This window comes from Paenibacillus sp. AN1007 (assembly GCF_040702995.1).
Lineage (GTDB): Bacteria > Bacillota > Bacilli > Paenibacillales > Paenibacillaceae > Paenibacillus.
The window spans coordinates 3580624-3606177 of record NZ_CP159992.1; the positions used below are offsets into that span (position 1 = coordinate 3580624).

23 protein-coding genes, 1 tRNA gene and 1 riboswitch are annotated in these 25554 nt (G+C 46.0%); of the genes, 9 read left to right on the forward strand and 15 right to left on the reverse strand.

All coding sequences use genetic code 11. From position 1 onward, the window contains the following. Nucleotides 1-274: 274 nt before the first annotated feature. The 3 genes from ABXS70_RS15805 to ABXS70_RS15815 all read right to left on the reverse strand — a co-directional run bounded on the left by ABXS70_RS15805 (nucleotide 275) and on the right by ABXS70_RS15815 (nucleotide 5925). Entirely contained in the window at nucleotides 275-991 is a 717-nt protein-coding gene (locus tag ABXS70_RS15805) for a hypothetical protein (protein WP_366289070.1), read from the reverse strand. Continuing rightward, nucleotides 988-1845, reverse strand: a complete 858-nt coding sequence (locus ABXS70_RS15810; protein ID WP_366289073.1) for an ABC transporter ATP-binding protein — start codon at nucleotides 1843-1845, stop codon at nucleotides 988-990. The genes ABXS70_RS15805 and ABXS70_RS15810 overlap by 4 nt, the downstream gene beginning before the upstream one ends. Nucleotides 1846-2088: 243 nt before the next feature. Next, complete coding sequence (locus ABXS70_RS15815; protein ID WP_342556295.1) at nucleotides 2089-5925, reverse strand: LAGLIDADG family homing endonuclease; 3837 nt, start codon at nucleotides 5923-5925, stop codon at nucleotides 2089-2091. 502 nt (nucleotides 5926-6427) lie between these two features. On the opposite strand from ABXS70_RS15815, the gene ABXS70_RS15820 reads away from it, so the two are divergent. The 4 genes from ABXS70_RS15820 (at nucleotide 6428) to ABXS70_RS15835 (ending at nucleotide 10574) form a co-directional block, all read left to right on the forward strand. Then, a complete protein-coding gene (locus tag ABXS70_RS15820; protein ID WP_366289076.1) occupies nucleotides 6428-8188 on the forward strand; it encodes an SNF2-related protein in 1761 nt (586 codons plus the stop codon). A gap of 4 nt (nucleotides 8189-8192) precedes the next feature. Continuing rightward, nucleotides 8193-9032 (forward strand): YqhG family protein, encoded by an 840-nt coding sequence (locus tag ABXS70_RS15825; RefSeq protein WP_366289079.1) that lies wholly within the window; start codon nucleotides 8193-8195, stop codon nucleotides 9030-9032. A 4-nt stretch (nucleotides 9033-9036) separates the two neighbouring features. Continuing rightward, on the forward strand, nucleotides 9037-9411 hold the full coding sequence (locus tag ABXS70_RS15830) for a hypothetical protein (RefSeq protein WP_366289082.1): 375 nt from the start codon (nucleotides 9037-9039) through the stop codon (nucleotides 9409-9411). 125 nt (nucleotides 9412-9536) lie between these two features. Continuing rightward, nucleotides 9537-10574, forward strand: coding sequence for a hypothetical protein (locus ABXS70_RS15835; RefSeq protein WP_342555340.1), 1038 nt, complete (start codon nucleotides 9537-9539; stop codon nucleotides 10572-10574). A 189-nt stretch (nucleotides 10575-10763) separates the two neighbouring features. Here the strand turns inward: ABXS70_RS15835 and ABXS70_RS15840 are convergent, their stop codons facing one another. After that, on the reverse strand, nucleotides 10764-10955 hold the full coding sequence (locus ABXS70_RS15840; RefSeq protein WP_342555339.1) for a YqzE family protein: 192 nt from the start codon (nucleotides 10953-10955) through the stop codon (nucleotides 10764-10766). Nucleotides 10956-11153: 198 nt separating this feature from the next. Between ABXS70_RS15840 and ABXS70_RS15845 the strand changes: the two genes are divergently transcribed. Further along, entirely contained in the window at nucleotides 11154-11900 is a 747-nt protein-coding gene (locus ABXS70_RS15845; RefSeq protein WP_342555338.1) for an N-acetylmuramoyl-L-alanine amidase, read from the forward strand. On the opposite strand, the gene ABXS70_RS15850 is transcribed toward ABXS70_RS15845, so the two are convergent. After that, entirely contained in the window at nucleotides 11875-12732 is an 858-nt protein-coding gene (locus ABXS70_RS15850) for a divergent polysaccharide deacetylase family protein (RefSeq protein ID WP_366289086.1), read from the reverse strand. The genes ABXS70_RS15845 and ABXS70_RS15850 overlap by 26 nt on opposite strands. 422 nt (nucleotides 12733-13154) lie before the next feature. Here ABXS70_RS15850 and ABXS70_RS15855 point away from each other — a divergent pair, with 422 nt between their 5' ends. After that, entirely contained in the window at nucleotides 13155-14834 is a 1680-nt protein-coding gene (locus tag ABXS70_RS15855) for a carbohydrate-binding protein (protein ID WP_342556294.1), read from the forward strand. 212 nt (nucleotides 14835-15046) lie between these two features. On the opposite strand, the gene ABXS70_RS15860 is transcribed toward ABXS70_RS15855, so the two are convergent. Together ABXS70_RS15860 and pelA are read right to left on the reverse strand one after the other, a co-directional pair. Then, a tRNA-Leu gene (locus ABXS70_RS15860) sits at nucleotides 15047-15131 on the reverse strand. 199 nt (nucleotides 15132-15330) lie between these two features. Continuing rightward, nucleotides 15331-16284, reverse strand: coding sequence for a pectate lyase (pelA, locus tag ABXS70_RS15865; RefSeq protein ID WP_342555336.1), 954 nt, complete (start codon nucleotides 16282-16284; stop codon nucleotides 15331-15333). A 400-nt stretch (nucleotides 16285-16684) separates the two neighbouring features. Then, nucleotides 16685-16816: riboswitch (cyclic di-AMP (ydaO/yuaA leader) on the forward strand. A 5-nt stretch (nucleotides 16817-16821) separates the two neighbouring features. On the opposite strand from pelA, the gene ABXS70_RS15870 reads away from it, so the two are divergent. Further along, complete coding sequence (locus tag ABXS70_RS15870) at nucleotides 16822-17286, forward strand: C40 family peptidase (RefSeq protein ID WP_342555335.1); 465 nt, start codon at nucleotides 16822-16824, stop codon at nucleotides 17284-17286. Between the two features lie 90 nt (nucleotides 17287-17376). Here ABXS70_RS15870 and ABXS70_RS15875 read toward each other — a convergent pair whose 3' ends face one another. The 4 genes from ABXS70_RS15875 to ABXS70_RS15890 form a co-directional block, all read right to left on the reverse strand. Continuing rightward, nucleotides 17377-17706, reverse strand: a complete 330-nt coding sequence (locus ABXS70_RS15875; RefSeq protein ID WP_090924755.1) for a carboxymuconolactone decarboxylase family protein — start codon at nucleotides 17704-17706, stop codon at nucleotides 17377-17379. Nucleotides 17707-17819: 113 nt separating this feature from the next. Next, the gene (locus ABXS70_RS15880; RefSeq protein WP_342555334.1) at nucleotides 17820-18038 is read right to left on the reverse strand and encodes a hypothetical protein; all 219 of its coding nucleotides are present in this window, start codon (nucleotides 18036-18038) and stop codon (nucleotides 17820-17822) included. Between the two features lie 119 nt (nucleotides 18039-18157). Then, nucleotides 18158-18487: a hypothetical protein gene (locus ABXS70_RS15885; protein ID WP_024629266.1), complete on the reverse strand. Its 330-nt coding sequence runs from the start codon at nucleotides 18485-18487 to the stop codon at nucleotides 18158-18160. Nucleotides 18488-18585: 98 nt separating this feature from the next. Further along, nucleotides 18586-19167: a xanthine phosphoribosyltransferase gene (locus tag ABXS70_RS15890; RefSeq protein ID WP_251502829.1), complete on the reverse strand. Its 582-nt coding sequence runs from the start codon at nucleotides 19165-19167 to the stop codon at nucleotides 18586-18588. A gap of 204 nt (nucleotides 19168-19371) precedes the next feature. Here ABXS70_RS15890 and ABXS70_RS15895 point away from each other — a divergent pair, with 204 nt between their 5' ends. Further along, nucleotides 19372-20430, forward strand: a complete 1059-nt coding sequence (locus ABXS70_RS15895; protein WP_342555332.1) for a hypothetical protein — start codon at nucleotides 19372-19374, stop codon at nucleotides 20428-20430. Nucleotides 20431-20574: 144 nt separating this feature from the next. Beyond that, nucleotides 20575-21225 (forward strand): type A chloramphenicol O-acetyltransferase, encoded by a 651-nt coding sequence (gene catA / locus ABXS70_RS15900; RefSeq protein WP_342555331.1) that lies wholly within the window; start codon nucleotides 20575-20577, stop codon nucleotides 21223-21225. A gap of 65 nt (nucleotides 21226-21290) precedes the next feature. Here the strand turns inward: catA and ABXS70_RS15905 are convergent, their stop codons facing one another. The 4 genes from ABXS70_RS15905 to ABXS70_RS15920 all read right to left on the reverse strand — a co-directional run bounded on the left by ABXS70_RS15905 (nucleotide 21291) and on the right by ABXS70_RS15920 (nucleotide 25544). Continuing rightward, nucleotides 21291-22421, reverse strand: coding sequence for a glycosyltransferase family 4 protein (locus tag ABXS70_RS15905; protein WP_366289095.1), 1131 nt, complete (start codon nucleotides 22419-22421; stop codon nucleotides 21291-21293). Between the two features lie 380 nt (nucleotides 22422-22801). Beyond that, nucleotides 22802-23350, reverse strand: coding sequence for a GNAT family N-acetyltransferase (locus ABXS70_RS15910; RefSeq protein WP_342555329.1), 549 nt, complete (start codon nucleotides 23348-23350; stop codon nucleotides 22802-22804). Nucleotides 23351-23485: 135 nt separating this feature from the next. After that, entirely contained in the window at nucleotides 23486-24610 is a 1125-nt protein-coding gene (locus tag ABXS70_RS15915) for a hypothetical protein (RefSeq protein ID WP_342555328.1), read from the reverse strand. 130 nt (nucleotides 24611-24740) lie between these two features. Then, the gene (locus ABXS70_RS15920) at nucleotides 24741-25544 is read right to left on the reverse strand and encodes a Cof-type HAD-IIB family hydrolase (protein WP_342555327.1); all 804 of its coding nucleotides are present in this window, start codon (nucleotides 25542-25544) and stop codon (nucleotides 24741-24743) included. Between the last annotated feature and the right edge of the window lie 10 nt (nucleotides 25545-25554).

A 25554-nucleotide genomic window follows, 5' to 3' on the forward strand; every position in this document is an offset into this window, starting at 1 on the left:
GCTGTAAAATCATACTCTATATTCAATGTTTAATATAGTGCTTTGGCTCGGCTGGACAAAATTACCTGAGGCCTGAAGGAATACAATATTGCCTGCACTCCGGCTCTCTTGAATAACCCGTTAAATCGAAAAAAGCTGCCGACTTGCTCAGCAGCCACTATCCATTATAAACCGATCCGGAACCGGATTGAAAGTTTTGCTCATAATTGCTTCTTCCAGCCTAGGACTCTGGAGGTGGAACGGATGAACCATTTCTTGTAAACGATTTTCAACATCAGGGCATGGAATCCAGCTTCCGCCTGTGAATCATAAAAAGAAATCCACCTGCTGCAGCAGCACCATATACGATTGGTGGAATGGTTACCCATAGCTTATAAAGTGCAGTCTGTGAATCATAATTAACCAGTACATTTATCGTATCATTTAGAGGAGGCAGCAGTACGATCAATGATTTGAATCCCTCTGGCAAAACATGTTCTATACCTTGAACTGAAAGTGTAATAACAATGAGAACGCTGAGCATTAAAAAAGACATAACACGAGAACGAATAAACTTGGAACTAAACCAGCAGGTCAAAGCGACTGCGAGCCACGATGAAACCATATGATAGATCAGGGACATGCCTAACTCTTCCATACTCGGGTTTCGATCAAACTTCTGAAACAGGGCTGGATAAAGAACGGCATAAATCGCCATAGGAATCGTAAAAAGCCAGCCATACAGCAATTTTGAAAGATAAAGTTTGACTAGACTGCCGCTGTGCAGTACAGTCACCGCTTCCTGATTTGTCGTTTCAATATCAATCAACGTATAACAAATCACAGCAGCAATAATAAATATAAATGTTGTGGAAAATGCATAACTAGCCATGACCGGGTTAGGAACGACACTATACACGAATAGGATACCCATAAAGAAAACAAAAACAGGCGGACCATAGCGATAAGAGCGCATGAAACAGGTATGTACATAGGATATGATTGAGATCATAAGCTCAGTTCCAGTTCCTTTCTTGTTAAGCTGACAATCTCTCCGCCTTTATTGATAAATTCGGGTAAAAATCCACGATAATCTTCATACATCAAGGTCAGGACCAGATGCCCGCTTTCACTGCTTTTATATGTAATGTCCGGGAAGAATTCAAGTAGGTGATCCATGATGTCCCGATCTATCATCCCTTCTAGTTCAAAATACACAGCCTTCTGTTCTGCAGAAATGCTTCTATTCTCCTCACTTAGTCTCCCTTGACGGATCCAATACGTGTTACTTTCCAATTGACCTGCTAATAAAGGATCATGAACAGCTGCCAAAATGGATGTCCCTTCATCTTTAATTTTCTTCAGAGAATGAACCAAATGCCCGGTGGATTCTTTATCCAAGCCCGAGAAAGGTTCGTCCAATACGAGAATATCCGGCGTCTTCATCATCGCCTGCATTAGATTTGTTTTTTGCAGCATTCCTTTTGAAAATTGACTCATCTTTACATGCTCATTTTGTTCCAGATTAAAAAAAACATGCAGCTCCCTGATGCGATCTTTCAGCTCTCTTTTAGGAATGTCAGATATTCTTCCCATGTGAGTTAAATACTCCGTCGAAGTCATTCTTAGTTTTGATAATCGGTCAGGTGTATATCCAATCACGATATCGGAATGCTTAAGCAGTCTCTGTCCGGACGTTAATGGAATTAGTCCACTTACCATTCGGAGCATCGTACTTTTTCCGGATCCATTGCCTCCTCTTACAATATTACATTCCCCTTGACGAATCGTGAGCGAAATATCTGTTAAAATCTCTCGACTACCATATTTCTTAGAAGCTTCTTTTAATGTTAGCAGCGCCTCCATGTTTCTATTTCACCACCTTGCAAAAATGAATACAAATATAGATTAACACAATAATACAAAATAAGTTATATAATGTATTTGATAGATTTAATCCTTCAGCCATTTCCTGCAAAGAAAAAGACGGGAGCATGAACACATGCTGCCGCGTCTTGGTAAATGGTCATACTTTATTGTATTGTCGATGCGTTGTTCGATGTTTTGTCCGATGTTTTGTTCGATGCTTAATTTGATGTTAAATCAAGCTCAGTTACACCTGCTGTACCCGCAGGTACCGCAAGTTTTGCAGCCCTCAATATTGATCAGGGACGCCGACCCGCATGATGGACATAAGTCAATCGATTTGTTAAAAGTATGCTGCTCCTCACCCACCGTGTCGTTTGAATATGAACTTGGTGTCTTTGTGCTGTGCAGTACTTCCTTCATTTCGTCCTTTTTCTCGTGCGGCGTTTCGACTGCATCTTCCGTGCGCTGCGCCTCATTCGTCTGCACATGGCTTTCCAGCGCTTTGGCCACGGCATCTGCAATGGATTCCACCCGATTCGCTCCGAAGCCAATCGCTCCTGAACCGCCGATGCCCTTTAGATGTTTGATCAACAGTTCCACCTTATGACCGTGATCTCCATATCTCAGGAATAGAGAACATACCCGGCCCAACGCCTCAGCCATAGCAAACACGTCCGAGCCTGCCTTGCCCACGTTAAGGAAAATCTCACCTGGTGTTCCGTCCAGATCATTAATCGTAATATAAGCCATACCAAATGGCGTATTGATCTTATACGTTGCTCCGCGCAGCACCTGCGGACGACGTTTGTACTGTTTGTCGACGACACCTGCAGCTTGCTCTGGCGAGACGGACGTCCTTGTACTCTGATCCATTGGCACCGAACGGGCTGCCGAGATAAGCTCAGCTGCCCGGTTTCTAAAGTCCTCTTTGTCCATCCCGATTTGGCTTGTTTTCTCATCTGTGTTCATGGAGTCTATTTTCTCGGCAGCCTCCGCGTTCTGGTCCACCGCCAAGGTTTCTTCTTTTTTGGACGTGGACAACACCTGCACATCCCTGCTGCCATCCCGGTAGATTGTTACCCCTTTACAGCCTAATTCAAAGGCCAGCTCATACAGCTTTGCGGTATCTTCTACCGTAAAATCAGCCGGACAATTCGCCGTTTTCGAGATCGAACTATCTACCCACTTCTGGATGGCGGCCTGAACGCGAATATGATTTTCAGCCGAGAGGTCCATCGCTGTGACATAATAATCTGGGAGAGGTTCACCGGGATGCTGCTCCAGCCAGTTCTGGGCAATCGGTACAAACTGCTCATCGTAACCGAGGCGGCTCTGACGGAAATATTTAAAGGCAAAATACGGCTCAATGCCGGTGGACGTGCCCACCATCGTTCCGGTGCTGCCCGTAGGTGCCTGAGTAATCAGCGTCACGTTACGAATCCCTTTGTCACGGATCGCCTCTTCAACCTCAGGGTACACTGCGGTCATCTGTTTCATGAATCCGCTTTGCAAGTAAGGTTCAATCTCAAACGCAGGAAACGCTCCTTTCTCTGCAGCCATCTCCGCCGAGGCCAGGTAAGCCTCTTTAGCCATGAATCCGTACAGTTTATCGAGAAAATCAAGCGACTCTGGGCTGCCATAACGGATACGAAGCTTAATCATCAGCTCCGCCAGTCCCATCGTGCCGAGGCCCACGCGGCGTTCACGCTGTTGATTTAACCGGTTTTCTTCAAAATGATACGGCGTCGCATCAATGACATTGTCCAGGAACCTGGCCGAGATGCGTATTGTTTCCGCCAGCTCATCCCACGCCACATCTCGATTCATTTCATCATAAAATTTGGACAGGTTGATCGCCGACAAGTTACATACTCCCCAACCTGGAAGGCCCTGTTCTCCACAGTTATGAGCCACAATTCCACCAGCAAGCAGGGAATGTGTAACTGGCTCTGTAATATCATATACCGTGACGTATTCTCCTTTTTCCAACGTTTTAACTCTCGACATAAACTTTTCCGGCTTATTTGACGGTTTTGCAATTCGCTCCAGAGCCTGTTGTTTCCTCGCAGCATAGTTAAAACCTATTTTTTCTTTGAAGCAAAGAAGATTGTTACCCGAGATAATTAACTCACAGTCTCCTTTACTCCGGTAATTCCTACATTTCCCACCTTTTGTCGTGTAATCAAATAAAAATTGTGGAGATTCAGTTCGAGCATAAATAGAACTATTAATTCCATAATTCAATAGCAGCAGCTGAACACCCTGAAGCAGCTTTTTGGAAGTGGAAGTTAAGCTTACTGAATGATGCGCTTCATCTCTTTCATATACTGCAGCATCCGCGCTAAACAAAGCCTGTAAAAATGCTGTCACCGTTTTTTTCGAAGAAGTAAATATCAATTCGGGTACCTCTTTCTCCGGTCCTTCTGATAAAGTCACCCCGATATCTGCCAGTTGCGAAACCAAGTGTTTCCTCCGCCAGCAGACCTGCTTTGTTCCATTTGTTCTTTGACCAATCTCTGCCCTTATTCCTGAAATTTTCTCGCCGGCATCAACAAGATGTGCTATAACCTCTTCATCATCAGCTCCGAAAACCATACCTACTGTCCCACGGGCAGAAACCCATCCATTACCGACGTACCATCCTAGAAATAATCCCCCTTCTGCTCCTAGTCGATCGTCCTCTGCAAATCTGCCTTCTCCTGACTGAATATACACATCGTCTTCGGAATTGAGGTTTTTGGCTTGTTTCCATCCGGATTTGGTGTACAGCTGATGCTCGGGAGTCACACTGATTTCAATTCCATTTTGTAAATGTATGGTAAGGGTCTCTTTCTTTCCCGTTGGAAACACGACTGCTGGTGTCATATGCAATCCAGGTATTTCATATGAATGACCACCAACAACATCGGCCTGTTTAATAAGCCGATGATCCGTCCCTACCAAAAAGGACTCTCCTGCTGTTCTTTTATACAGATCTTCAATGGTTATAAGCCCATATTGAGTCGTTATTCTTGTCTTAGGGTGGAAACACGGATTCGTACATATGATTGGATTGAAATACCAGCTGTTGGACATCTGGTTGTAGTATTCCATGAATACTACGCCAGGCTCCGCTGATTTCCACGCCGATTCAATAATGGTATGCCATATTTTGCGTGCTTTCACTGTACGGTATGGGACGATCTCATGGCCTGTTTCCTTCCATTTAGACAGATCGCCATCCCACACCGTGTCATAATCCGGATCACGGGTATCGGGAAAAACTAGCTCCCAATCATCGTCCTGCTTCACGGCTTCCATAAATGCATTGCTCACGCAGACGGACAGGTTGGCATTGGTCACCTGCCCCATCGTTTGTTTAACTGTAATAAAATCAAGCACATCCGGGTGCCAGTCATTCATCATCAGCATGAGCGCACCGCGGCGACTGCCGCCCTGTTCAATTAGCCCTGTCGTATAGCTGAACAATCCACCCCAGGATACAGATCCGCTGGACGAGCCATTAACCCCTTTCACCACAGCCCGCCGAGGACGAAGTGAAGACAGATTAATACCTACACCTCCGCCGCGCGCCATAATCTCGGTCATTTCGGTTAATGTCTTCATAATGCCGCTGCGGCTGTCCTGTGGAGAAGGAATGACATAACAGTTAAAGAGCGTCAGCTCATCACTGGCCCCTGCACCAGCAGCAATACGGCCACCAGGAACCAGTTTCCAATCGTCCAGCACCGCACGAAACTTCATCTCCCAATATGTCCGCTTCTCAGGGGTTGATTCAACGGAAGCGATAGCTTTCGCCAATCGATCCCACATTTCTTCCGGTGTCTTCTCTATAGTAAGTGTCAGTTTCTCGACATCCGTTTCTACAATTACATCGCTTCGTGTCCGTACTTTGACATGCGGCCCCTGTCGTTCCACAATCTCCCCGACTTCCTTCATTGGAAACTTGGGATCATCCTTCGTTAAAACAAGCACAACATCCCCGACTTTTGCATGATGCGGATCAGCGTCTTTCCATGCGTAACGATCCAGAAATATCTTTTCGCTGAGTCCTTCCAGCTTGTGCAGCGGCTTCATGTTGTTTGTAACAGCATGCGGCTTATTCTCCTGATTATCTTCTGGATGAACCATTTGTGTGTTGGATGTCATGGTTACACGCAGCCTCCCCGGAATAAATATTTCCACTGACAACGTTCTTCTCCTGCGAATAAAATATGAAAAATCACTACATATAGTGATATAAACCTATTATAGTGCACCATATATTGATTTTCCATCGAATTTCCATTATAAACTCTTTTGATCATGGTGCTGTACTCAACTAATTTCTCTAAATCCTCACGTTATCTCTTACGAATGTTGTGCAATTTACAGGACGATCTGATCCGTCTGATCGATAACATTCTCCGCAGCAAACGGAATTCCAATATGAGTTATGAACTGCCTCTCCTTCGTCCATACTATTACCTACGAATAAAACGTCATCTATATTTTGAATGAGCTTTTCACACGAGCTGCTTCGACGGCTTATGTCAAAGTGAAGTTCAACATCCATAGAATGGCAGGGGAGGTCCGCATCATGAACCGGAAAAATCCGCAGCATACCAATCAACCTGCAGCCGAGTTACCTGTACCTCTTGAGTTTGATCGCAGCTGGCTGACGCAGCTGGAATCGCGATTAGATAAAGGCGGCCCTTGGGGAGACTATCGGCTCTTTCAACTGGGCATTCAGGCTGAAGAAACGAATCTGATTCCTAACTTTGACGAAATTCAATGTCTAAAGCACCTGCAGGGTCTTACTCCACTTCCTCACCAAATGGATACAGCACGTAAAGTATTATTTGAAATGTCTGGCCGAGCCATTCTCGCCGACGAAGTCGGTCTGGGCAAAACAATCGAAGCCGGTCTTATCCTGAAAGAATATATGGTCCGTGGTCTGGTATCCAAAGTATTAATCCTTGTGCCCGCCTCTCTCGTACTGCAGTGGGTACGTGAACTGAATTCAAAGTTTGGCATTCCTGCAGTTGCTCAGAAAAAGGCCTACTCCTGGCAAAACGAGGTCGTCGTTGCATCGATGGATACAGCCAAACGTGACCCGCATAAGGATATGCTGCTCAGTATCGACTACGACATGATCATCATTGATGAAGCTCATAAACTCAAAAATAAAAAGACAACCAACTATCAATTCATGCTGCAGTTACGCAAAAAATACTGCCTGCTGCTCACCGCTACGCCGGTGCAGAACGATATGAGTGAGCTCTTCAATCTGATCAACCTGCTGAAGCCTGGTCAACTGGGTCGTCAAGGCGATTTTGCAGCCAACTTTGTCGTCGATAAGCGGGTTCCCAAAAATCAGGAACAGCTCAAGGATGAGCTGTCCAAAGTCATGATTCGCAACAGACGCGGCGAAGGTCCGGTGCAGTTCACAAAGCGTAATGTTTCGAACGTGGATCTGCGCCTCTCCCCGGAAGAACAGGCACTCTATGACGGGGTCACCTCGTTTGTTAAAGACCAGTACCAGGAGGCGGGCGGCAATCTCAGCAGCATGCTCTCCCTCGTAACCCTGCAGCGTGAAGTCTGCAGCAGCCGGGATGCGGTGTTCGTGACACTGGTGAATCTATCGAAAAAGCTTCCGCTTGATTCTCCGCTCCGGGATAAAATCTGGGAGCTTGTAGCACATATCAAAGCGATAAAAGAAAATACAAAAGCCGAGAAAACGATGGAACTGATTCGTAATATGAATGAGAAAGTCATTATTTTCACGGAATACCGGGCAACGCAGGAGTATCTGTTGAACTATTTTCGCAATAACGGACTTACTGCCGTTCCTTATCGAGGCGGGATGAACCGTGGCAAAAAAGACTGGATGATGGACCTCTTCCGTGGTCGTGTACAAGCGATGATTGCCACGGAAGCAGGTGGCGAAGGGATTAACCTGCAGTTCTGTCATCACATGATTAACTTTGATCTGCCTTGGAACCCGATGCGGGTCGAGCAGCGAATTGGCCGGGTCCATCGCCTTGGGCAGCAGAATGACGTTAATATTTTCAACCTGTCCACCAAAGGTACCATTGAGGAACATATTCTGAACTTGCTGCATGAGAAAATTAATATGTTTGAGATGGTCATCGGCGGGCTGGATGTTATTCTTGAGCGGCTGGAGCAAAAGGAATCGATTGAAAAAAGCCTGTACAAGATCATGCTGGAATCCCAGAACGAAGAGGATCTTCGCAGCAAAATGGACTCACTGGGGCAGTCACTGCATACGATTCGGCGCGAGGTTGCGGATGAGGTACCTCTAATAACCAAACTTGATCTTGGAAAAGGAGGCCGCTGACACCATGACGATGTCACCACATGAGATTCAGGCTTATGTCCTGACCTATCTTGAAGCACTGGATTGTCAGATCATGGAGCGCTCACCTGCCCATGTGACCGTTAAGCTCTCTCCGGAAGCCGACAAGGCATTAACCAATCGCCCTTACTATTGGGGGTTTGTGGAGCGTGTAGGCGTGGAGCCGGAGACGATGTCTTTTACGTTTGTTTTTGACCCGGAGGCCTATCAGCAGATGATGGAAGCTGCGGTAGCGAAGACCAAGGCCGCACAGCCCGCTCCATCTTCAGCTGAGACAAATTCCAATGCTCCCACAGAAACGATTCTCGGGCGTTATTTTGGCATCACACCCTCCATGCCGCAGCTCGGTCCCGGACGAATTTTACGGGAAGATGTCGTATATGGCAGCCGCAGGCTGCAGCAGATTTTTGCCGCGGCCCGTGAAGGCGGTGCCTTTGTCAATCTATTCGAACAGGCTGCGAAACGCCAAATTCGGGCCTCGGTTCCAGCCGTATATGAACCTTGGCTGGGCGTTTGTTTCAAAGTTGAGTTTGCCTGCGATCTGAAACGGGAAGAATTACACTTCCTCGGCATTTCATTACGCTCAGGTGAGATTATCGAGAACTTCGGCAGCAAGCTGAACCGGAGGGATCTCAGTCCAAGGCTGGCCGAGAACATGCATGCACAGGCACCCAAAATTTCGCTGGTCGATGCAGGCGCTGCACTTGAACTGCATCTGACCCGACACTTAAGCCAGCTGGACTATGGCTGGGCGGCCAAAGCCAAGGAACGGCTGCGAGCTCGAACTGGATGTTGTCGATGCCTATTACGAAGCCGTACTGCGTGAGGATATGCCCGAGGTTGCTGAAGCTGAAACGGAGAAGGAGAAGGAGAAGGATCGTGCACCATCCTCTGCAAACCGTACAAGTGCCCGCCGATCCGCCAATGTCCAAGCAGCCCCCTCGCCTTCGGCCGTTCCCTCTGTGAATAATCGAGTGCGCAGTGTACTGAAACCGGTCACTGCTGATGCGGAACTGGCGGCCGAACCTGCTGTTGAACAGACAGATGAAAGTACTGACTCCGAGCAGGAAAAAGCAAAACAAGCCGTTATCGACCGTGAAGCAGTGAAACTGCAGTATGAAACACGGCGGACCGAGATGATCTGGCAGTACGAACCCAAAGTGAAGGTTACAGCCATCAGCAGCGGCATGTTTCACTTAAGATAGACGAAGACACTACTTTTCCTGCAAATGCTGGCAAAAGTAGTGTTTATTCATTATGGGCGGAACGACAGGTTGCAGCATCCTTTGCATGTTCTCTCCTCTACAATGAAATCAGGAAGAAGGTGTTCATGTTGAAAAAAAATTCTGCCAGAGAACGGACCAGCATGCAGAAACGCATGCACGTTTTCCTGAGCGTGCTCATTGTCTTCGCCACCTTTTCGTTCTGGCCAACAGCTCACGCAGCCGTACCGGCAAACACTGCAGCACCCCTCGCTGTAGAGCAGTATGCACAGCTGCAGGCCAATGCACTCGGCACGTCCGATCCGGACTGGCTTGCAGCCAAGCTGGAATATTTCCCTTTGGGGCCCGGAACCCACGGCTGGCTTGTGTATGCGAGCGTACAAAACAAGCAGATCGGATATATGATTATCTCCATAACTGAACAAGGACAGCTCATCCTCAGCGAATATGGCCATGGAGAACAATCCCTGTACAATAACGAATTGCTCGGACAAGCCTTGGAACGACAGCATATAAATCTGAAAACACTGCAGAACGGCGGCTGGAAAGTTACTCGTCATTATGCTCCTCCTTTGCTGGCGTATTGGAAGGTGGCACGAGCGAATCATATGGATATGTATATTGATGCTTCTAACGGGGATCTGCTGCCAAACGCTGCGTTGGAACATTTGGAGACAAGCAGTTTATCAGAGCACGACAGCCTGAACAAATATCCGAATTCGCCTATCTATGCTGCTAAATCAACGTTTACGACAAGTTCTGTGCATGTACGGGAGCCATTCGACCCATCGCTTCAGCTGACATGGCTGACTTCAGAACCGCTGCGGATCTCTCAAGTCCAAGCACAAATTGTGGGAAGCAGTTCAGGTGCACTCGTTTTCGCAGCAGAAGAACTCAATCTATTCTATGGTGGTCCTCTGCCGGTAAGTGGACACCAACTTTGGCACGCAGAAACTTCACCTGAAAAAGGGTCGGATAACCTCATTAGTCCCGGTTCGAACTCGAACTCAGGTTCAGACTCCGATTTGAACTCAGACTCAGGTGCTGCTTTTTATGTCGGTCTGGGTGGTTCTAACTCAATTGAGCGATATGTACCCCTTAGGCAGCTGCTGCGAGACGGTGGTTTTTATATGACCAGGCCGTAAATTGCAGCACCCAGCTTCTTTTGCGAAACCATGAACTCTAAAGAACTCTAATCTCCTGCCAAACACAATCCGATATACTTTTTCCTTGCTTACCCACCGTCAAACACAAACATCCACAAAAAGACGCGTTCCTTTCTTTAAGGAATGCGTCTTTTTGTATCTTTTAATAGACAATCCAGGTTTACACAGTTACCTTGATCTGTTTTTCTTTTTGCGGACCCACAGCGATACAGCAAAGGGAATCATGCCAAACCACTTCATCGTCCAGGGTTCTTTCTTTCTGCTCTGCTCTCTCCGTTCTTTCCGCTCATCTTTAGGGGTGTCAATATAATGCACCACACGCTGTGTAATGTATTTGACAAGCTCATCACTTTTAGCCATACTGCAGCCTCCTTTGTTCCGCACAAATTCAGATGAAGCAGCGTTACTACTATTGTGCGCTGGAGGGGATTAATCTAAACAATTTTTTTGTGCATTGGTGTATGAAATTAACAAAAATGCACAGTCTAATGCCAAAGGTATCCACCCCGTCCCTGATCTGCTTCAAATCCCTATTTCCATGAAGGAGTGTACATTTTCATGTATAATCTGCTTGTCTTGACAGCGGCTCTGTTAATCAACTTTCTTTGTGTTCCCGCTATGCCTTCTGCTTCAGCAGCCATTCACACAGATCCTTCTGTCTACCAGCCCTCGATTATGCCTATGACAGATGGGGATGCATATCGCTCCAGCCATCACGCTTTTGCAGCACCCGTCATTTTGCTTGACGTTGGACATGGAGGCATTGACGGCGGCACGACTGAAGCAGGCGTTCTGGAGAAAGACATCAATTTGGCGATCAGTCAAAAAATATATCTGCTGCTTCGCAGCAAAGGTTATGCCGTCATCATTAACCGTCTCGGCGACTACGCACTCAGTGATGAGAACAGGTGGTTGAACAGCCGCTCACGTCATGTCAGGGATCTCGCTCAGCGCAAAAGTCTCAGTGAAGAAGTGAGTACGGATATTGTCGTCAGCATTCATGCCAACTGGAGTCCACGTTCGGCCACGCACGGACCTGTCGTTCTTCATCAAAAAGAAGGCCGAAGCTATCTGCTGGCACAATCCATTCAGGATACCATGAACCGCTTATACGGCACGCATCGTGAAGTCGTGTGGGGTAAGCCCTTTTACATGCTGAATTACGTGAAGCAGCCGGCAGTTATTGTGGAAACCGGCTTTTTAAGCAATCCAGCAGATCGGGCCAAAATCAGTAATCCGTTAGAACAAAAACGAATTGCCCAGTCTATTGCTGATGGGATCATTTATTACCTGTCGGTAGTGTAGGCGCTGCCTGCCAGTGCCACACATCCCGTACCAGATCTCCAATACCCACGAACTGCACCTGATGCTGCAAACGTGAGACGGACTCACAAATAACGGCTGAGGTGTTCAACCCCGTATGACCGACGTGCCCAATGACAACACAGCTTTTCTTATCTACGGCGCGTTGAACAGCCAGATCGAACTGCTTCCGAATATGTGCTTTTGAATTATGATCATCCAGAAATATGTCGTTTCCAACGGGCGGCATATTTTTGGTCTGAGCAAGCTCGCCCGCAACAGATCGAAAGTTAGTGCGGCTGTCGACAAAGAACAACCCACGTTCCCGGCATACATCCAGCACAATGGACATGATGCGTTTATCCGAAGTGATTTTGGAACCCATATGATTGTTCATACCAATGGCGTAGGGCACATCATCAATCGCCTTCTCCACTCGTTCCCGAACCTGTTCGTCTGTCAGATTGGAAGTGATCGCCCCTGGACCAAGCCATTCCGGTCTTCCCTTTTTAGGTTCCATCGGCATGTGTACAATCACATCCATCCCTTTTTTATGCGCTGCGACCGCATCTTGTTTCGTTGTTTGCAAAAAAGGCATCACGGCTACGGTCAGCTTCACCGGCATATCCAGAATCTCCGCCGTCCCCTTCATATCATTGCCAACATCATCAATGATGATGGCTATTCGATTGGGCTGAGGTGCTGTACTTGTCTCCGGCTGGGCCAAAGCCCCCCTTTCCCCTAACGCTCCGGCAGCACTTAAAATACATAGGAAGACCAAACATCGAAATCCCATTCCAACTGAAAAGCGGCGTCCTTTATTCTTACGCATCATCTTCTGATCCTCCTCCATACTTGGTGTTCTCATTGTTTGATTACTTGGGCACTTCTATGTAAGCTCGCACTCCCAATTCATTCTAAAAAAAATCTGAACAGAAAAAGTCTCCATCAGAGCTGAATCCAATACTTGTTAAACTCTTTTTACATATTCAACCCATCCAATAAGGGATGCTGCTTCTTTCATCTTCTCAGGTCACTTTAATGCAAAAAAAGCGATTTTTTTACAAATAACTGCAATTTGCAGGGTATTTTTTGTCCAAGCTATATGGTAAAATTTTCAAATCAAGACCAAGCACACAGTTTATGTGACGGAGGGGTGTGATGCGCGATACCATTTGCTGCCAAGCGGGCATTTTTATGTTTTTCTTGATCAGCTGTTGATGCAGTACTCAATCCGAGGGAGGGTAAAGTATGAAGATGAGATTGAAATGGAAAAAGTCAGTTAATATTTTGCTTGCCTGTTTAACCGCATTACCCCTGATGTTGACGCCGACGAACGTATCTGCAGCCAGTGATGCCAACATCAACTTGGCTTCAGAAAAGCAGCTCATCAAAGGTTTTGGCGGTATAAATCATCCAGTCTGGATTGGTGACCTTACACCGGCTCAACGTGAAACCGCTTTCGGAAATGATCAGAACCAGCTTGGGTTCTCTATTCTCCGAATCTCCGTCGATCCGAACCCCAATAACTGGGCTCTAGAAGTCCCAACAGCCAAGCGCGCAATCGAGAAAGGTGCGATTGTATTTGCATCACCTTGGAATCCTCCGAGCAGCATGGTGGAAACTTTCAATCGCAACGGCGATACCAATGCCAAGAGACTGAGATATGACAAATACGGTGCGTATGCTCAGCATTTGAATGACTTTGTAACCTTTATGAAAAATAACGGCGTGAACCTGTACGCGATCTCCGTGCAGAACGAGCCGGATTACGCTCACGACTGGACGTGGTGGACCCCGCAGGAAATCCTTCGTTTTATGAAGGAAAATGCAGGCAGTATTCAAGGTACCAAAGTTATGGCCCCTGAATCTTTCCAATACTTGAAAAATATATCTGACCCTATCCTGAATGATCCGCAGGCACTCGCCAATATGGACATCTTGGGAGCTCATACGTATGGAACGCAGTTCAAAGATTTCCCATACCCGCTCTTTAAGCAAAAAGGAGCCGGTAAAGAGCTGTGGATGACAGAAGTCTATTATCCAAACAGTGACAACAACTCCGCTGACCGCTGGCCAGAAGCGTTGGACGTATCGTACCATATGCACAATGCAATGGTTGAAGGCGACTTCCAAGCTTATGTATGGTGGTATATCCGCAGACAATATAGTCCGATGAAGGAAGATGGAACGATCAGCAAGCGTGGTTATAACATGGCTCATTTCTCCAAATTTGTTCGCCCTGGATATGTCAGAGTAGATGCTTCCAAAAACCCGGATACCAATACCTTTGTATCTGCCTATAAAGGCGATAACAAAGTCGTGATCGTAGCCATCAACCGCGGTACTTCGTCTGCAAACCAACGATTTGTACTGCAGAATGGTAATGCTTCCACCGTTTCTTCATATGTTACGGACAGCAGCCGTAATCTGGCGAGCCTTGCACCGATTAACGTTTCCAATGGCGCATTCACCGCGCAGCTTCCAGCACGGAGTGTGACTACATTTGTTGCTAACCTCACTGGTGGCGGCGGGAATGTAGGCACAGGTACCACTTATGAGGCTGAAACAGGAACAACGCTTACCGATGCAGTGATTGAGAACCTGTACCCAGGTTTCTCCGGTTCCGGTTACGTGAACTTTAACGCGTATACAGGTTCCGCAATTCAATGGAATGAAATCAACAACACGATTACCGGCACTAAAAATGTCAAGTTCCGTTATGCTCTGGAAAGTGGTACAAGAAACCTAGACATTTATGTTAACGGCACCAAAGTAATCAGCAACCAACCCTTTGAGGCAACAGGGAGCTGGTCAACCTGGGGTGAGAAAACCATTCAAGTGCCTATGAATTCAGGTACAAATACCCTTCGAATCGTAACCACAGGTTCAGAAGGACCCAATATTGATAACATCACGGTTACTGCTGCATTATAATCTTCATCCTAATATTGGTCTGCTTCATGCTCTACATCTTTCTATCATGGCAAAAAGTGGCCAAGCCCCGTTTCTGCAGTAGCTCGGATCGATGTGTGAACGAGCATCGCGCAGCTGCAGGACGGGCTCCCCTCATCGAATGACTGGCTTATGACCAAAAAGATTAAAAAAGCTCCTTCAGGACATGTCCTGAAGGAGCTTTTTTAATCTGATGCGGTCGAGAGGACTCGAACCTCCACGGGGGGTTAGCCCACACGGACCTGAACCGTGCGCGTCTGCCAATTCCGCCACGACCGCATATTCTAGTCTCACCAATTATTATCGGCGACAAGAAATAATATATCATGCGAGATCCATTATGTCAACACTTAAAACATCTAACAGGTTCGAACCAGATCTTAAGATCTGGTTCGAACCTGTTAGACTCTTCTTATACTCTTCCTTCAGAATGTAAATTCAATAAAACAAGCTTAAGAAGATTCCAAAAAACAGGTTACTACAGCTTGGAAGGCCAGCTGCCATACCAAGCATAACCTCCTCTTCTTTCCTTCTCGATCTCACTCAGCTTATATTTCACAATCCCGTCACGACCAACAAAAATAGGTCTGTCCGTACCAAGCTCATAGAAACGAGCCCAGATTGGTGAAGCGCTGGAATCCGCAATAATCCGGCTGTCTCCGTTCCCTCTCTCATATCGGTATCCTGTAATCTTCACTTTGTTAAACCAGGCTTCAGCGCCTTTAATGGATGCCGTTATTCTGGCATTGGGTGGTCTTGTCTTCAGAAACTTGACGATGTTTACACTCTCAGCAGCCGTTAGCGAAGGCACTTCGTAACTTCTTCCGCCTGCTGGTCTCAGCGTACTGGAATCATGCTGCTGACCCCAAACCGTCAATTTCCCGCCGGATGACACCTGCGTGTTCAAAATGGCGTCAACCCCTTTAGATACCGCATTTTTACTGCGATTCGCAAGTGAAGTATCGATAAAAGAAAAGTCCCCTTTCCGGCCTGCAACTTCATCGAGCATGAACATCACATTAATCATCGCGTCATCATTGTAAGTAATATGCTTATGATAGCCGGAGCTTTGATAGATTTGCGGCCAGCCGCCGTTGGAATACTGCATGTTAAGCAAAAAATTTATGCCCTTAATGGCTGCAGCCGAGTAACGCGGATCTTTATTTTTCTTGAATTCCTTCGCAAGTCTTCTAATCTCGGAGTATGTAGCTTTATTATCGATCGTTGATTTGGCCCATTCACCTGATGTCTGACCGTAATCTTTTCTCCAACCTCCGTCCGGGCGCTGATTTTTCAAAATATCAGACAAACTTGCGGTTGTGCCTGATGCATCAGCTGCGGATACGGATGCTGCAGGAAGAACGACCATTCCTGCTGTGGAAAAAACCATGGAACATGCGAGTACAAACGTCATCCACTTTTTGGCTTTCACAAAACATCACACTCCCAATTCATAAATTTTCCGTGCATTCTGGCTTACAACGGAATTATAAATCCCATTGTAAGCAATTTAAATACAAAATTTGTATGTATTTAATAAACTCATCATATGCAGCATCTCTTTCTTTGTCAATGTATGCGGCAGCATACGCTTATTAACTTCATTTCACCGGAACGGAATATTGCTTTTAACTCTTGACAAACTTGTTTATTATCCATTCTTACACCGATGAAACATTAATGACTATTTTGTAATCTTTAGTAGTCTGTTTTAAACATAATTCCGACTAAATTCGATAATTCCGCTAACATTGAGCCGCAAAGAAGACGTTAAAACAGGTTTGACAATTACGCATTTATGCAATATAGTTTCAAATAGTTACAAAAACTTAATTATTCATTTGCCGAGTTTCAGGATTGAAAACGGGGGAACCATTTTGGGTGAATTATTCTTATACATAGGAAATATAGGGAACCTTCTACCGAACCCTTAGCTAACTCCGTAGGCATCGAAGGGAGAACATTGATTTTGAAAAAACTGATTATCTCCATTTTTGGAGCTGCTGTACTATTTACATCTGGGGCAACAACCACTGAGGCAAGCACAATAAATACCGTAGTTAACAATATGACAGGCATCCCGTACAAATGGGGCGGCACAACGATGGCCGGTTTCGATTGTTCCGGGTTTATGAGATATCTTTTTAATAAATACAGCATTGAACTGCCGCGCACGTCACAGCAGCAGGCCAAAGCGGGGACACCCGTTTCCAAAGCAGGAATTCGCACAGGCGATCTGGTATTTTTTAACACAACCGGCAGAGGGATTTCACATACAGGGGTATACATTGGCGGAGGTCAATTCGCACATGCTTCCAGCAGCAAAGGTGTCAGCATCACCAAGCTCTCGAACCCTTATTTCAATGATCGTTATGTGACGGCAAGACGGGTAACAGGTCAGTTTATGTACAACAAAATGATCGGAAAATTATAAGATCACCCTATTCTGCAATACAAAAAAGGAGACACCGGTTCATTCCGGAGTCTCCTTTTCTTTTCCTTGTAAAGGGATCAAACGAACGAACTAATGCAGGGCCTTCTGCACCCGCATTGCTCCTTGTGACAAGGCATGACCGCCCCCTACAGCTCCAGCGACAGCTACAGTCTCCATAATCTCCTGATCCGTCGCTCCCTTGGAACGAGCCTCTTCTACATGATAGAACGTGCACACTTCATTATTGGCAAACAAACCGATGCCCAGTGCAATCAGCTGCTTTGTTTTGGCATCGAGCACACCGGGCTGAAAACACTCCCCCGTAAACTCGTGGTACGATTTCACCACGTCTGGGAGTACATCGCTTAAAGCGCCAATCTGATCCTTATAAGCATGAACTTTATCATTCATTAATGTCATGGCTTGCAGCACATCCTTTCGGCTGTAAATACAGCGAATTTTTCCACTGTACCTATGTTCTCTCGACTATGCCGCAATTATGCCATTCCACGATGGTAAATCCAAACATTTAATCATTCGCTCAGAACACTTTGGCGAGGTTCACTGAACAACTGGTAACGATAACGGCGATCCAGCTTCACCACACGGCGGTTCTGACGACGAATCAGCACCTGCTCATCATCCCAGGCAACGACGATGCCTGTCACATCATTCGACTCCAGTTCATCTCGCACAACTCTTACTTTCTCCCCTGATAAACGCAGGGCATCCAACTCTGTATCACTAATCATGTCCAGAACTCCTATATTCAAATTACCTTACAAAAAGAGACCTAAATGAAAAGTCATTTAGGTCTCACGTGACTGTATTGGACTGTCATGTCATTCGAAGAAAATGTCCCGACTGAGAGTTACCGCTGCGCGTGCTCTTTGCTGTCGTTCTTCTCGAACCAAAAATCTAGCACTTTGGCGGACATCACACGTTCTTCAAGGTACTCCACTTGGTGCGGTGTAAATTGTTCTTTCCAAGAGAAGGACAACTCTTCACACAAGCCTACAATCGTCAGTAATTCTGACCAGGCAACATAGCGTTTGTACCAGAAAAATTGAGGATGTTCAATCATATAGGGATAAAGGTCATCGAATTCCGTATGTTTACAATCCAGGGCACGTTCAAAATGAACTTTCGATTCCGCCAGCTTATCAATAAAAAATTGTTCCGTTGCCGGTTGGTTCCCCATGGTGCTGCCTCCTCTCCCTAACATACCCCCATTATAAAGGAAATCTACGGCCATGCAAAGCCATAGTTCAAAAATTAGGTCCTATTTTCTTCAAAAAGTCACATTTCATTATCGTCGAACTGCACCGTGCCATTGTTCAGCGAACGAATGCGTACAAGTGCTTCCACCGGAATGCCCTGCTCCCGAATCGTACGTGCACCAGCCTGGAAGCACTTCTCAACCACAACACCGAATCCAACCAGTTCCGCGCCAGAACGCTCGATAATCTTGATGACACCGCGGGCAGCGTCTCCATTGGCAATAATATCATCAATGAACAAAATACGGTCATTCTCATGAATGTATTCGCGAGATACCATGATGTCCGTTACGATTCCTTTCGTAAAGGATGGTACACGTTCGCAGTAGGCGTCAGGATCGGCCAGAAGCGTTTTTTTGCGGCGAGCAAATACCAAAGGAACCCCCAATTCATGCGCTGCGGCAAAGGCAACCGGAATCCCCGAAGATTCAACCGTAATTACCCGGGTTACCCCGCTTTCGCGAAACCGTGCAGCAAACTCCCGTCCCATTTCCATGGTTAATGCAGGATCGATTTGATGGTTCAAAAGCCCGTCCAGCTTCAAAACCTGATCCGATATGACGACACCTTCTTGTAAAATTCGTTGTTTTAATACGTCCATGATTTGACCTCCCAGCCTATCCTATGAGGTTTAAAGTATCATATATCCTGCTGCAAGTTCAAGCGAAATCAGGCACATGTCCATATCCCATCCATATTTTAGAATTGTAACTTATGCTGCTGTCATGACTTTAATAGGTCAAGCATAACTTGTACTATGGTACCCGCATGTCCAATCAATCAAGGGACCTGAAAGGGGTAACACATGAAACAGGCATTCCGGGTACTGCAGATTGCATTTACTTACATCGGAACCGTTGTCGGAGCCGGCTTCGCCACAGGGCAGGAGATACTGCAGTTTTTTACCCAGTATGGCAAGTGGGCCACAATCACCATCGGTTTGTCCACCATGCTCTTTGTCTGGCTCGGCACTAAAATGATGCTTATTGCGCATGATACGGGTTCCCGGTCATATGAAGACCTGAACAAACATCTGTTTGGCCACAAAGCTGGTAAATGGGTTACGTGGATAACGCTTATCGTTCTGATCGGGGTCAATAGTGTCATGCTTGCCGGAGCAGGCTCTGTTTTTATGGAGCATCTTGGTTTACATTATCAAACAGGGTTAATCATTACACTGGTTGGCACTTATCTGCTTCTGGGACGGGGCATGCAGGCTATTCTGCAAATGAACAGTATTGTCGTGCCCATGATGCTCCTGCTGTCCCTGCTTATGATTTTTAGTACGGTCCATCACCCTGGTGCACTGCGTTTTCTCACCCTGACAACCGACAGCAATCCCCTTCAGGTATGGATATCCCCACTGCTCTACACCGCATTTAACCTTGCTCTCGCTCAAGCGGTACTTGTTCCTGTTGGCAACCAGATCCGTCATCGCAATACATTAAAATGGGGCGGAATTGCAGGCGGAATCGGCGTAGGTTTTATGCTGATGGCAGCTCATTTTGCCATGTCGGCGCAGATGCCCGGCATCGTCCAGTTCGAGATCCCGATGGGCAGCCTTGCCTTTCAATTAGGATGGATTGTGCAGTCGGTATATGTCACGCTTATTTTTATGGAAATTTTCACGACGTTTGTGGCCGACATTTATGGTATGACCCTGCAGCTCAGACAGCATATTAACGTTCATCCCCGATTAATTACGCTCGTCATTATGATGCTGTGTTACTCCTTGAGCCAATTCGGCTTCAGTTCCCTTCTGTCCATCCTCTATCCGATTTTCGGATGTATGGCCCTCTTTTGGGCGGGCAAACTGATTATGGATCGCTGGGGCACATTACGTGGACGAAATACACCTAACTGATGGCGTCGAGGCCGTTTTAAGCCGATATGTTTATGTTATAATTACAATGATCCATGACTCTTGAAAAAGGACTGTTGTTATGAAAAAAACAGACAAGTTCGCCTCCTGAATTCGCTCTAACAAAAATTTAGGAGGCACATGAAAATGAAATTTAACAAAATCGATTTTGATGACTGGAATAGAACTGAGATCTTTCATCACTATATGAACCAAAATACGAGTTTTAGCTTAACGAAAGAAATGGATATCGGTGTATTATATCGGCTGATAAAACAAAAAAAATATCGATTCTATCCTGCTTTTATCTTCTTAGTCACCCAGGTTATTAATTCACACCAAGCTTTTCGGACGGGTTACAATAAGGAAGGATCTGTAGGGTATTGGGATAAACTAGAACCGCTTTATACGATTTTTGATCAGACATCCGAATCATTCTCTGCGATTTGCACTGAGGTAACCCATGATTTCAACACATTTCACCTGGCTTACCTTGATGATACGGAAAAGTATAGCGGTTCCGGCAAATTATTCCCCAAAACACCTATGCCTGAAAATATGTTTTCTCTTTCGATCCTTCCATGGACATCGTTTACTGGATTCAACTTGAATATTAACAACAACAACCGTTACCTTCTGCCCATTGTTACAGCAGGAAAATTTGAGAATAAAAACGATTCCATATACTTACCGTTATCATTACAAGTGCATCACTCCGTTTGTGATGGTTACCACGCAGCATTATTTATGAATGCTGTTCAGGAACTGGCGTTAAAACCGCATGATTGGATGCGGTAAAATTTCTTATATGTACAAAAAGCCGCTGTATCGCTACAGCGGCATGTTTCATAGTTCTGCTATACTCAGGCCTGTGCCTCAAATTGCAGATACATCTTTTTTAATTCATTCACTGATCTGCCGAGAGAGTAATGAGTCTTCGCTTTCTCACAAGCTGAACGAGCCAGTTCATAGCGGAATGCGGGGTCAAGCATCACTTTTTCAAGAGCATCAGCCAAGGCAGATGGATCTTCGGGTGGTACGAGCAGCCCGTTAATTCCATCTTCAATCTGTTCAGGGATTCCTCCCACATCTGTACCTATAAGAGCCAGGCAGCTCAATGCTGCTTCAGCAAACACTGAACCAAAGGCTTCTGCTCGTGATGGCAGTACAAACACATCAAAGAACGGCATAAATTCCTCAGGATGAAGCGTATATCCATAGAATATCGTCTCGTTGTAAATTCCCAGACGCTGTGCCAGCTCCTCCAAATCAGGTCGAATCGGGCCGTCACCGATAATATGAAGCACGTAATCATGACCTCTGTCCTTCAGTTCCGCACATGCCTTGAATAAAATATCCAAACCTTTAGCGGGAACAAGACGGCACACCGTGACCAGCTGCGGAACTGCATTTTCGTGAGGGATCGGCTTGAAGCGTTTCTCGTCAAAACCATTCGGGATAATTCCGATTTGGTCGGGATGTTTCACATAGGGACTCAAATATCGCCGGAATGAATCCGATACTGTCAACAGCCGTTCTGCGCGATGTTCCAGTTCCCCATAGATGGCAAGCAGGAACTGATGCTCCAATCCGTTTGGCTCAATCCGGCTGTTAAGAATAAGTTCTCGTTCGTAACTGGAGTGAATCGTTTGAATCAGCGGAGTTTCAGGAAAAACGGATTTCATTGCAAGTCCTGCAATAGGATGATGCGCATGAATCAGATCATAGGGCTTCTGAATACGAAGCTTGGTCCACCACAGGTAGTCGCGATACGTCTGTATATATTTCTGAACCACAGGACTATCTCCGTAGACGGTCCAATCAAACGTCTCAAAATGTACTTCCTCCCGGCCTTTATTACGAATACGTTTCGGCAAAGAAAACAGATCCATTTCCCATCTCGGGCTCGCAAACCTCTCCTGCAGGTATGGAATCATAGAGGATACACCTCCGGGCTGCTCCGGAGGAAAGAATAGAGCCTGTAACAATTTCAACGTCATTATCCCCCTCTCCAGCTTGATTTCTCTTCTTCTACATTCATTTATGATATATCAGAACATATGTTCAGTAAAGCGCGCTGGGTTTCCCACCTCAGTACTTCATAGGAAAAAATGTATTTTCATGCATTTTACTGTATACCATCACTGTTCATTATGACATAGAAAAGCTCGAACATCTACCATTTTGCTGTATGAATTACGAAGTCGTATATACAACATATTCAGCGAACGTTTCATGCAGAAGTCCATTATTTATATTACATACTCTTCTTGGCTGCAGGCAGATTATGGTCGTTATATCATTAAAGCCGGGCAAGCTTGTCAGCTTCCGGCTTCTTGTTTATTACATTTTATAACTAAAAATTCCATATTCTCTACAACTCAATCGATTTCTCGTAAATGCTGAATCCATCCTGCCCACCTGCATAACTGAAACCATTTCTTGCATAAAAGGCATTTAACGTCACGTTGTCAGCCCCGCAATCCAGTCGAACGAGAGACTTTTTTTCGAATTGTATCCCGCTGCTGGACCATTCCAAAATGGATTGCCCCAGACCTGTTCGAGCATACTTTCTTCGAATGGCCAGACGATGCAGATAAAGTGCTCCATCCTCGGCATGGGCCTTATCTCCCCACAGCTTGTGATCCCATGGACTTGGCTTCTGCATAAGAATGACCATTCCCGCGATCTCCGCCTCCTTTTTAAAAACAAATACATCGCCCCGCCGAATGGCGGAAGGTGTATCATGGGAATCCTGCCCTTGAAGCAGAGCATTCCATTGGGAGGAGCCCTGACTTTTCAGCCATGAAGCAGTTTCAACAAGCAGAGAGCGCACCTCTTCCGTATCCTCCGGCTGTGCCTGCACAGCTTGGAATCCGTTATTTATGTATTGGCTGCGTATTGTGAATGAATGCGTCATCATGCCCCTCCTTGTTCCATACTAAAGTATACGAAATTAACTAATCGTACTATACCGGGAAATCCATTTTTCGTCAAAATCAAATGAATAATCTATTCATAAAGTAATAAAAAAAGAAGGATAAAAGGCTGCCGCCTCTTACCCTTCCATTCTGGCTTCATCAATAATCTGATTGCGATACAGCATGGTGAGATGCAGCGAGTCAAATTCTATCTCTTTGTTCAACTCCCGCATCAGCACGTCCACCAGCGCTTTTCGCTGCACACTTGTACCAGGCACATCATAATCCATATAACCTGTCAAATCCGAGTATGACGTATCAATGGTCGCTGTACCTACCGGAAGTCCCCCACGCTCTTGAATGAACAGATCATATATTCTAAACTCCCTGTCCCTGCTGCTGAGCATGACATAACCCGCTTCTTCCGCATCTTCCAGTTCCGTATCTTCCAGATCCGTGAATGCAGCGTTTGGATCGAGCATTCTCTCATCTTCAACTTCTTCGTTGTCTTCATCACTGTCGTCCAGCAGCTCTTCGGAAAAATCACGATGCACCCACTCCAAAGTCTGCAGCTCATTCCCCTGATGCCACATTCGAATCGTGATTGTATCAATGATCTCCTCGTCCAGTTCTCTTACAAGCAGCTCTGCTGCAGCTTCCTGTATCGTTTCATCAGGTTCATCGTACCAGTGAATTTCTCCCCGTGCATCCGCTCCATACTGTTTTAGCGCGGCTTCTGCCAATTCTTCTCCCTCAGCATCATTGAACACATAGGTGGATATGTTACGACCGGCACTTACCATCTCCATCTCCAGCAGATGTTCGCGGTCTTCGTATGTAAAAGACTCATCCTGGAATGCAGGAATCACATTCGCACCTTCTGGCAGTGCATCATCGTAACGGATTTCGTCATACTCCCGATGATCTTCAGCAGATGCTGTACTCTGGGAAGACCACGCAGCCTGTTCATCCATATCCGATGGCTGCAGGACAGAATGCAGCGTGCCGCAGCTCACCAAAACTTCATAGTAAGATGAAGCTACCGCATCTGAAAGCGAACGGACATAAGCATGAACCTTGTCTATGATGATCTGTTCATCCGCATCTTCTATAGATTCCTGTTCCAACTGAAGGCTGCCCAAAAGACGTTCCCCTTCCCTGTATACAAGCAAGAGGGAACCTGCATATCGGTCATCCACCATAATATCCTGCACTTCACCATTTGCGGTGCGCAGATCCGTCATTATATCGATCTGTTTCATTGCCAGTCCTCCTCATTCCTAACGTATTCTCCTAGGATGTCCATGGAGACAATAGTTTATGAGGTGCTGTGCATTTTCGCAGGTCCAATACTTCGATATTCGTAGATCAGGCAGCAGGAAGAAGAAGGCGTTATACCGACAAAATATATTTATGAATAGCGTGCGCCACCCCTTCATCATTGTTGGACAAGGTCACTTCATCCGACGCTGCTTTCACCTCTTCAGGAGAGTTATCCATTGCGATTCCTTTTCCGGCAAACGTCAGCATCGTAATATCATTAAAATAGTTGCCAATCGCCATAATTTCGGAAGACGCAATACCTCTGGAATCTGCAAGCCTTTTGAGTGCTGCTCCTTTGGAAGCTTCAGGATGCATCAAATCAATGAAAAAATCACCACTGCGCGTCATATAATACGGCAGATTCCATGAAGACCATTCACGCTGAACCATATCCATCTGCTCGATTGGGCCAAACGCTGTAAACTTGGCAAGCGGTTCGTTCATATCTGCCCATCGCGGAAGCTTGAGCGGCTCGGCCAGAAAATTGTAGTACATCTGCCTTACCTGCAGCTCCAAACCTTCGGGTTGATCCACATAAAGTCCAAAGGCCGTATTAATATCAAAGTGCACACCATTCTCACGGCAGTACGTCATAATAGGGTCAAGCCCCTGGGTATCCAATGAAAATTGATGAATGACTTCCCGTGTCTCCACCTGCGCAGTAACTGCCCCGTTGTGAGTAATGACATAACCATCCAGCCCCATCTGTTTCATAAAAGGGATCGTATTTCCCGGGCCGCGGCCTGAACAGAGTACAATTTCGGCTCCTTGGCGCGAAGCCTGAATTAATGTTTCCTGTGTCCGTTCGGTCAGCTCGTGATGATCATTCAGTAATGTTCCGTCTACATCCAGCGCAATCAATTTGTACGTCATATGATATTCA

What these genes read in the sequence shown, in the direction of transcription:
- ABXS70_RS15805 (WP_366289070.1), bottom strand. Translation starts at nt 991, where the DNA reads ATGATCTCAATCATATCCTATGTACATACCTGTTTCATGCGCTCTTAT.
- ABXS70_RS15810 (WP_366289073.1), bottom strand. Translation starts at nt 1,845, where the DNA reads ATGGAGGCGCTGCTAACATTAAAAGAAGCTTCTAAGAAATATGGTAGT.
- ABXS70_RS15815 (WP_342556295.1), bottom strand. Translation starts at nt 5,925, where the DNA reads ATGAAGCCGCTGCACAAGCTGGAAGGACTCAGCGAAAAGATATTTCTG.
- ABXS70_RS15820 (WP_366289076.1), top strand. Translation starts at nt 6,428, where the DNA reads ATGAACCGGAAAAATCCGCAGCATACCAATCAACCTGCAGCCGAGTTA.
- ABXS70_RS15825 (WP_366289079.1), top strand. Translation starts at nt 8,193, where the DNA reads ATGACGATGTCACCACATGAGATTCAGGCTTATGTCCTGACCTATCTT.
- ABXS70_RS15830 (WP_366289082.1), top strand. Translation starts at nt 9,037, where the DNA reads ATGCCCGAGGTTGCTGAAGCTGAAACGGAGAAGGAGAAGGAGAAGGAT.
- ABXS70_RS15835 (WP_342555340.1), top strand. Translation starts at nt 9,537, where the DNA reads ATGTTGAAAAAAAATTCTGCCAGAGAACGGACCAGCATGCAGAAACGC.
- ABXS70_RS15840 (WP_342555339.1), bottom strand. Translation starts at nt 10,955, where the DNA reads ATGGCTAAAAGTGATGAGCTTGTCAAATACATTACACAGCGTGTGGTG.
- ABXS70_RS15845 (WP_342555338.1), top strand. Translation starts at nt 11,154, where the DNA reads ATGTATAATCTGCTTGTCTTGACAGCGGCTCTGTTAATCAACTTTCTT.
- ABXS70_RS15850 (WP_366289086.1), bottom strand. Translation starts at nt 12,732, where the DNA reads ATGATGCGTAAGAATAAAGGACGCCGCTTTTCAGTTGGAATGGGATTT.
- ABXS70_RS15855 (WP_342556294.1), top strand. Translation starts at nt 13,155, where the DNA reads ATGAGATTGAAATGGAAAAAGTCAGTTAATATTTTGCTTGCCTGTTTA.
- ABXS70_RS15875 (WP_090924755.1), bottom strand. Translation starts at nt 17,706, where the DNA reads ATGACATTAATGAATGATAAAGTTCATGCTTATAAGGATCAGATTGGC.
- ABXS70_RS15880 (WP_342555334.1), bottom strand. Translation starts at nt 18,038, where the DNA reads ATGATTAGTGATACAGAGTTGGATGCCCTGCGTTTATCAGGGGAGAAA.
- ABXS70_RS15885 (WP_024629266.1), bottom strand. Translation starts at nt 18,487, where the DNA reads ATGGGGAACCAACCGGCAACGGAACAATTTTTTATTGATAAGCTGGCG.
- ABXS70_RS15890 (WP_251502829.1), bottom strand. Translation starts at nt 19,167, where the DNA reads ATGGACGTATTAAAACAACGAATTTTACAAGAAGGTGTCGTCATATCG.
- ABXS70_RS15895 (WP_342555332.1), top strand. Translation starts at nt 19,372, where the DNA reads ATGAAACAGGCATTCCGGGTACTGCAGATTGCATTTACTTACATCGGA.
- catA (WP_342555331.1), top strand. Translation starts at nt 20,575, where the DNA reads ATGAAATTTAACAAAATCGATTTTGATGACTGGAATAGAACTGAGATC.
- ABXS70_RS15910 (WP_342555329.1), bottom strand. Translation starts at nt 23,350, where the DNA reads ATGATGACGCATTCATTCACAATACGCAGCCAATACATAAATAACGGA.
- ABXS70_RS15915 (WP_342555328.1), bottom strand. Translation starts at nt 24,610, where the DNA reads ATGAAACAGATCGATATAATGACGGATCTGCGCACCGCAAATGGTGAA.
- ABXS70_RS15920 (WP_342555327.1), bottom strand. Translation starts at nt 25,544, where the DNA reads ATGACGTACAAATTGATTGCGCTGGATGTAGACGGAACATTACTGAAT.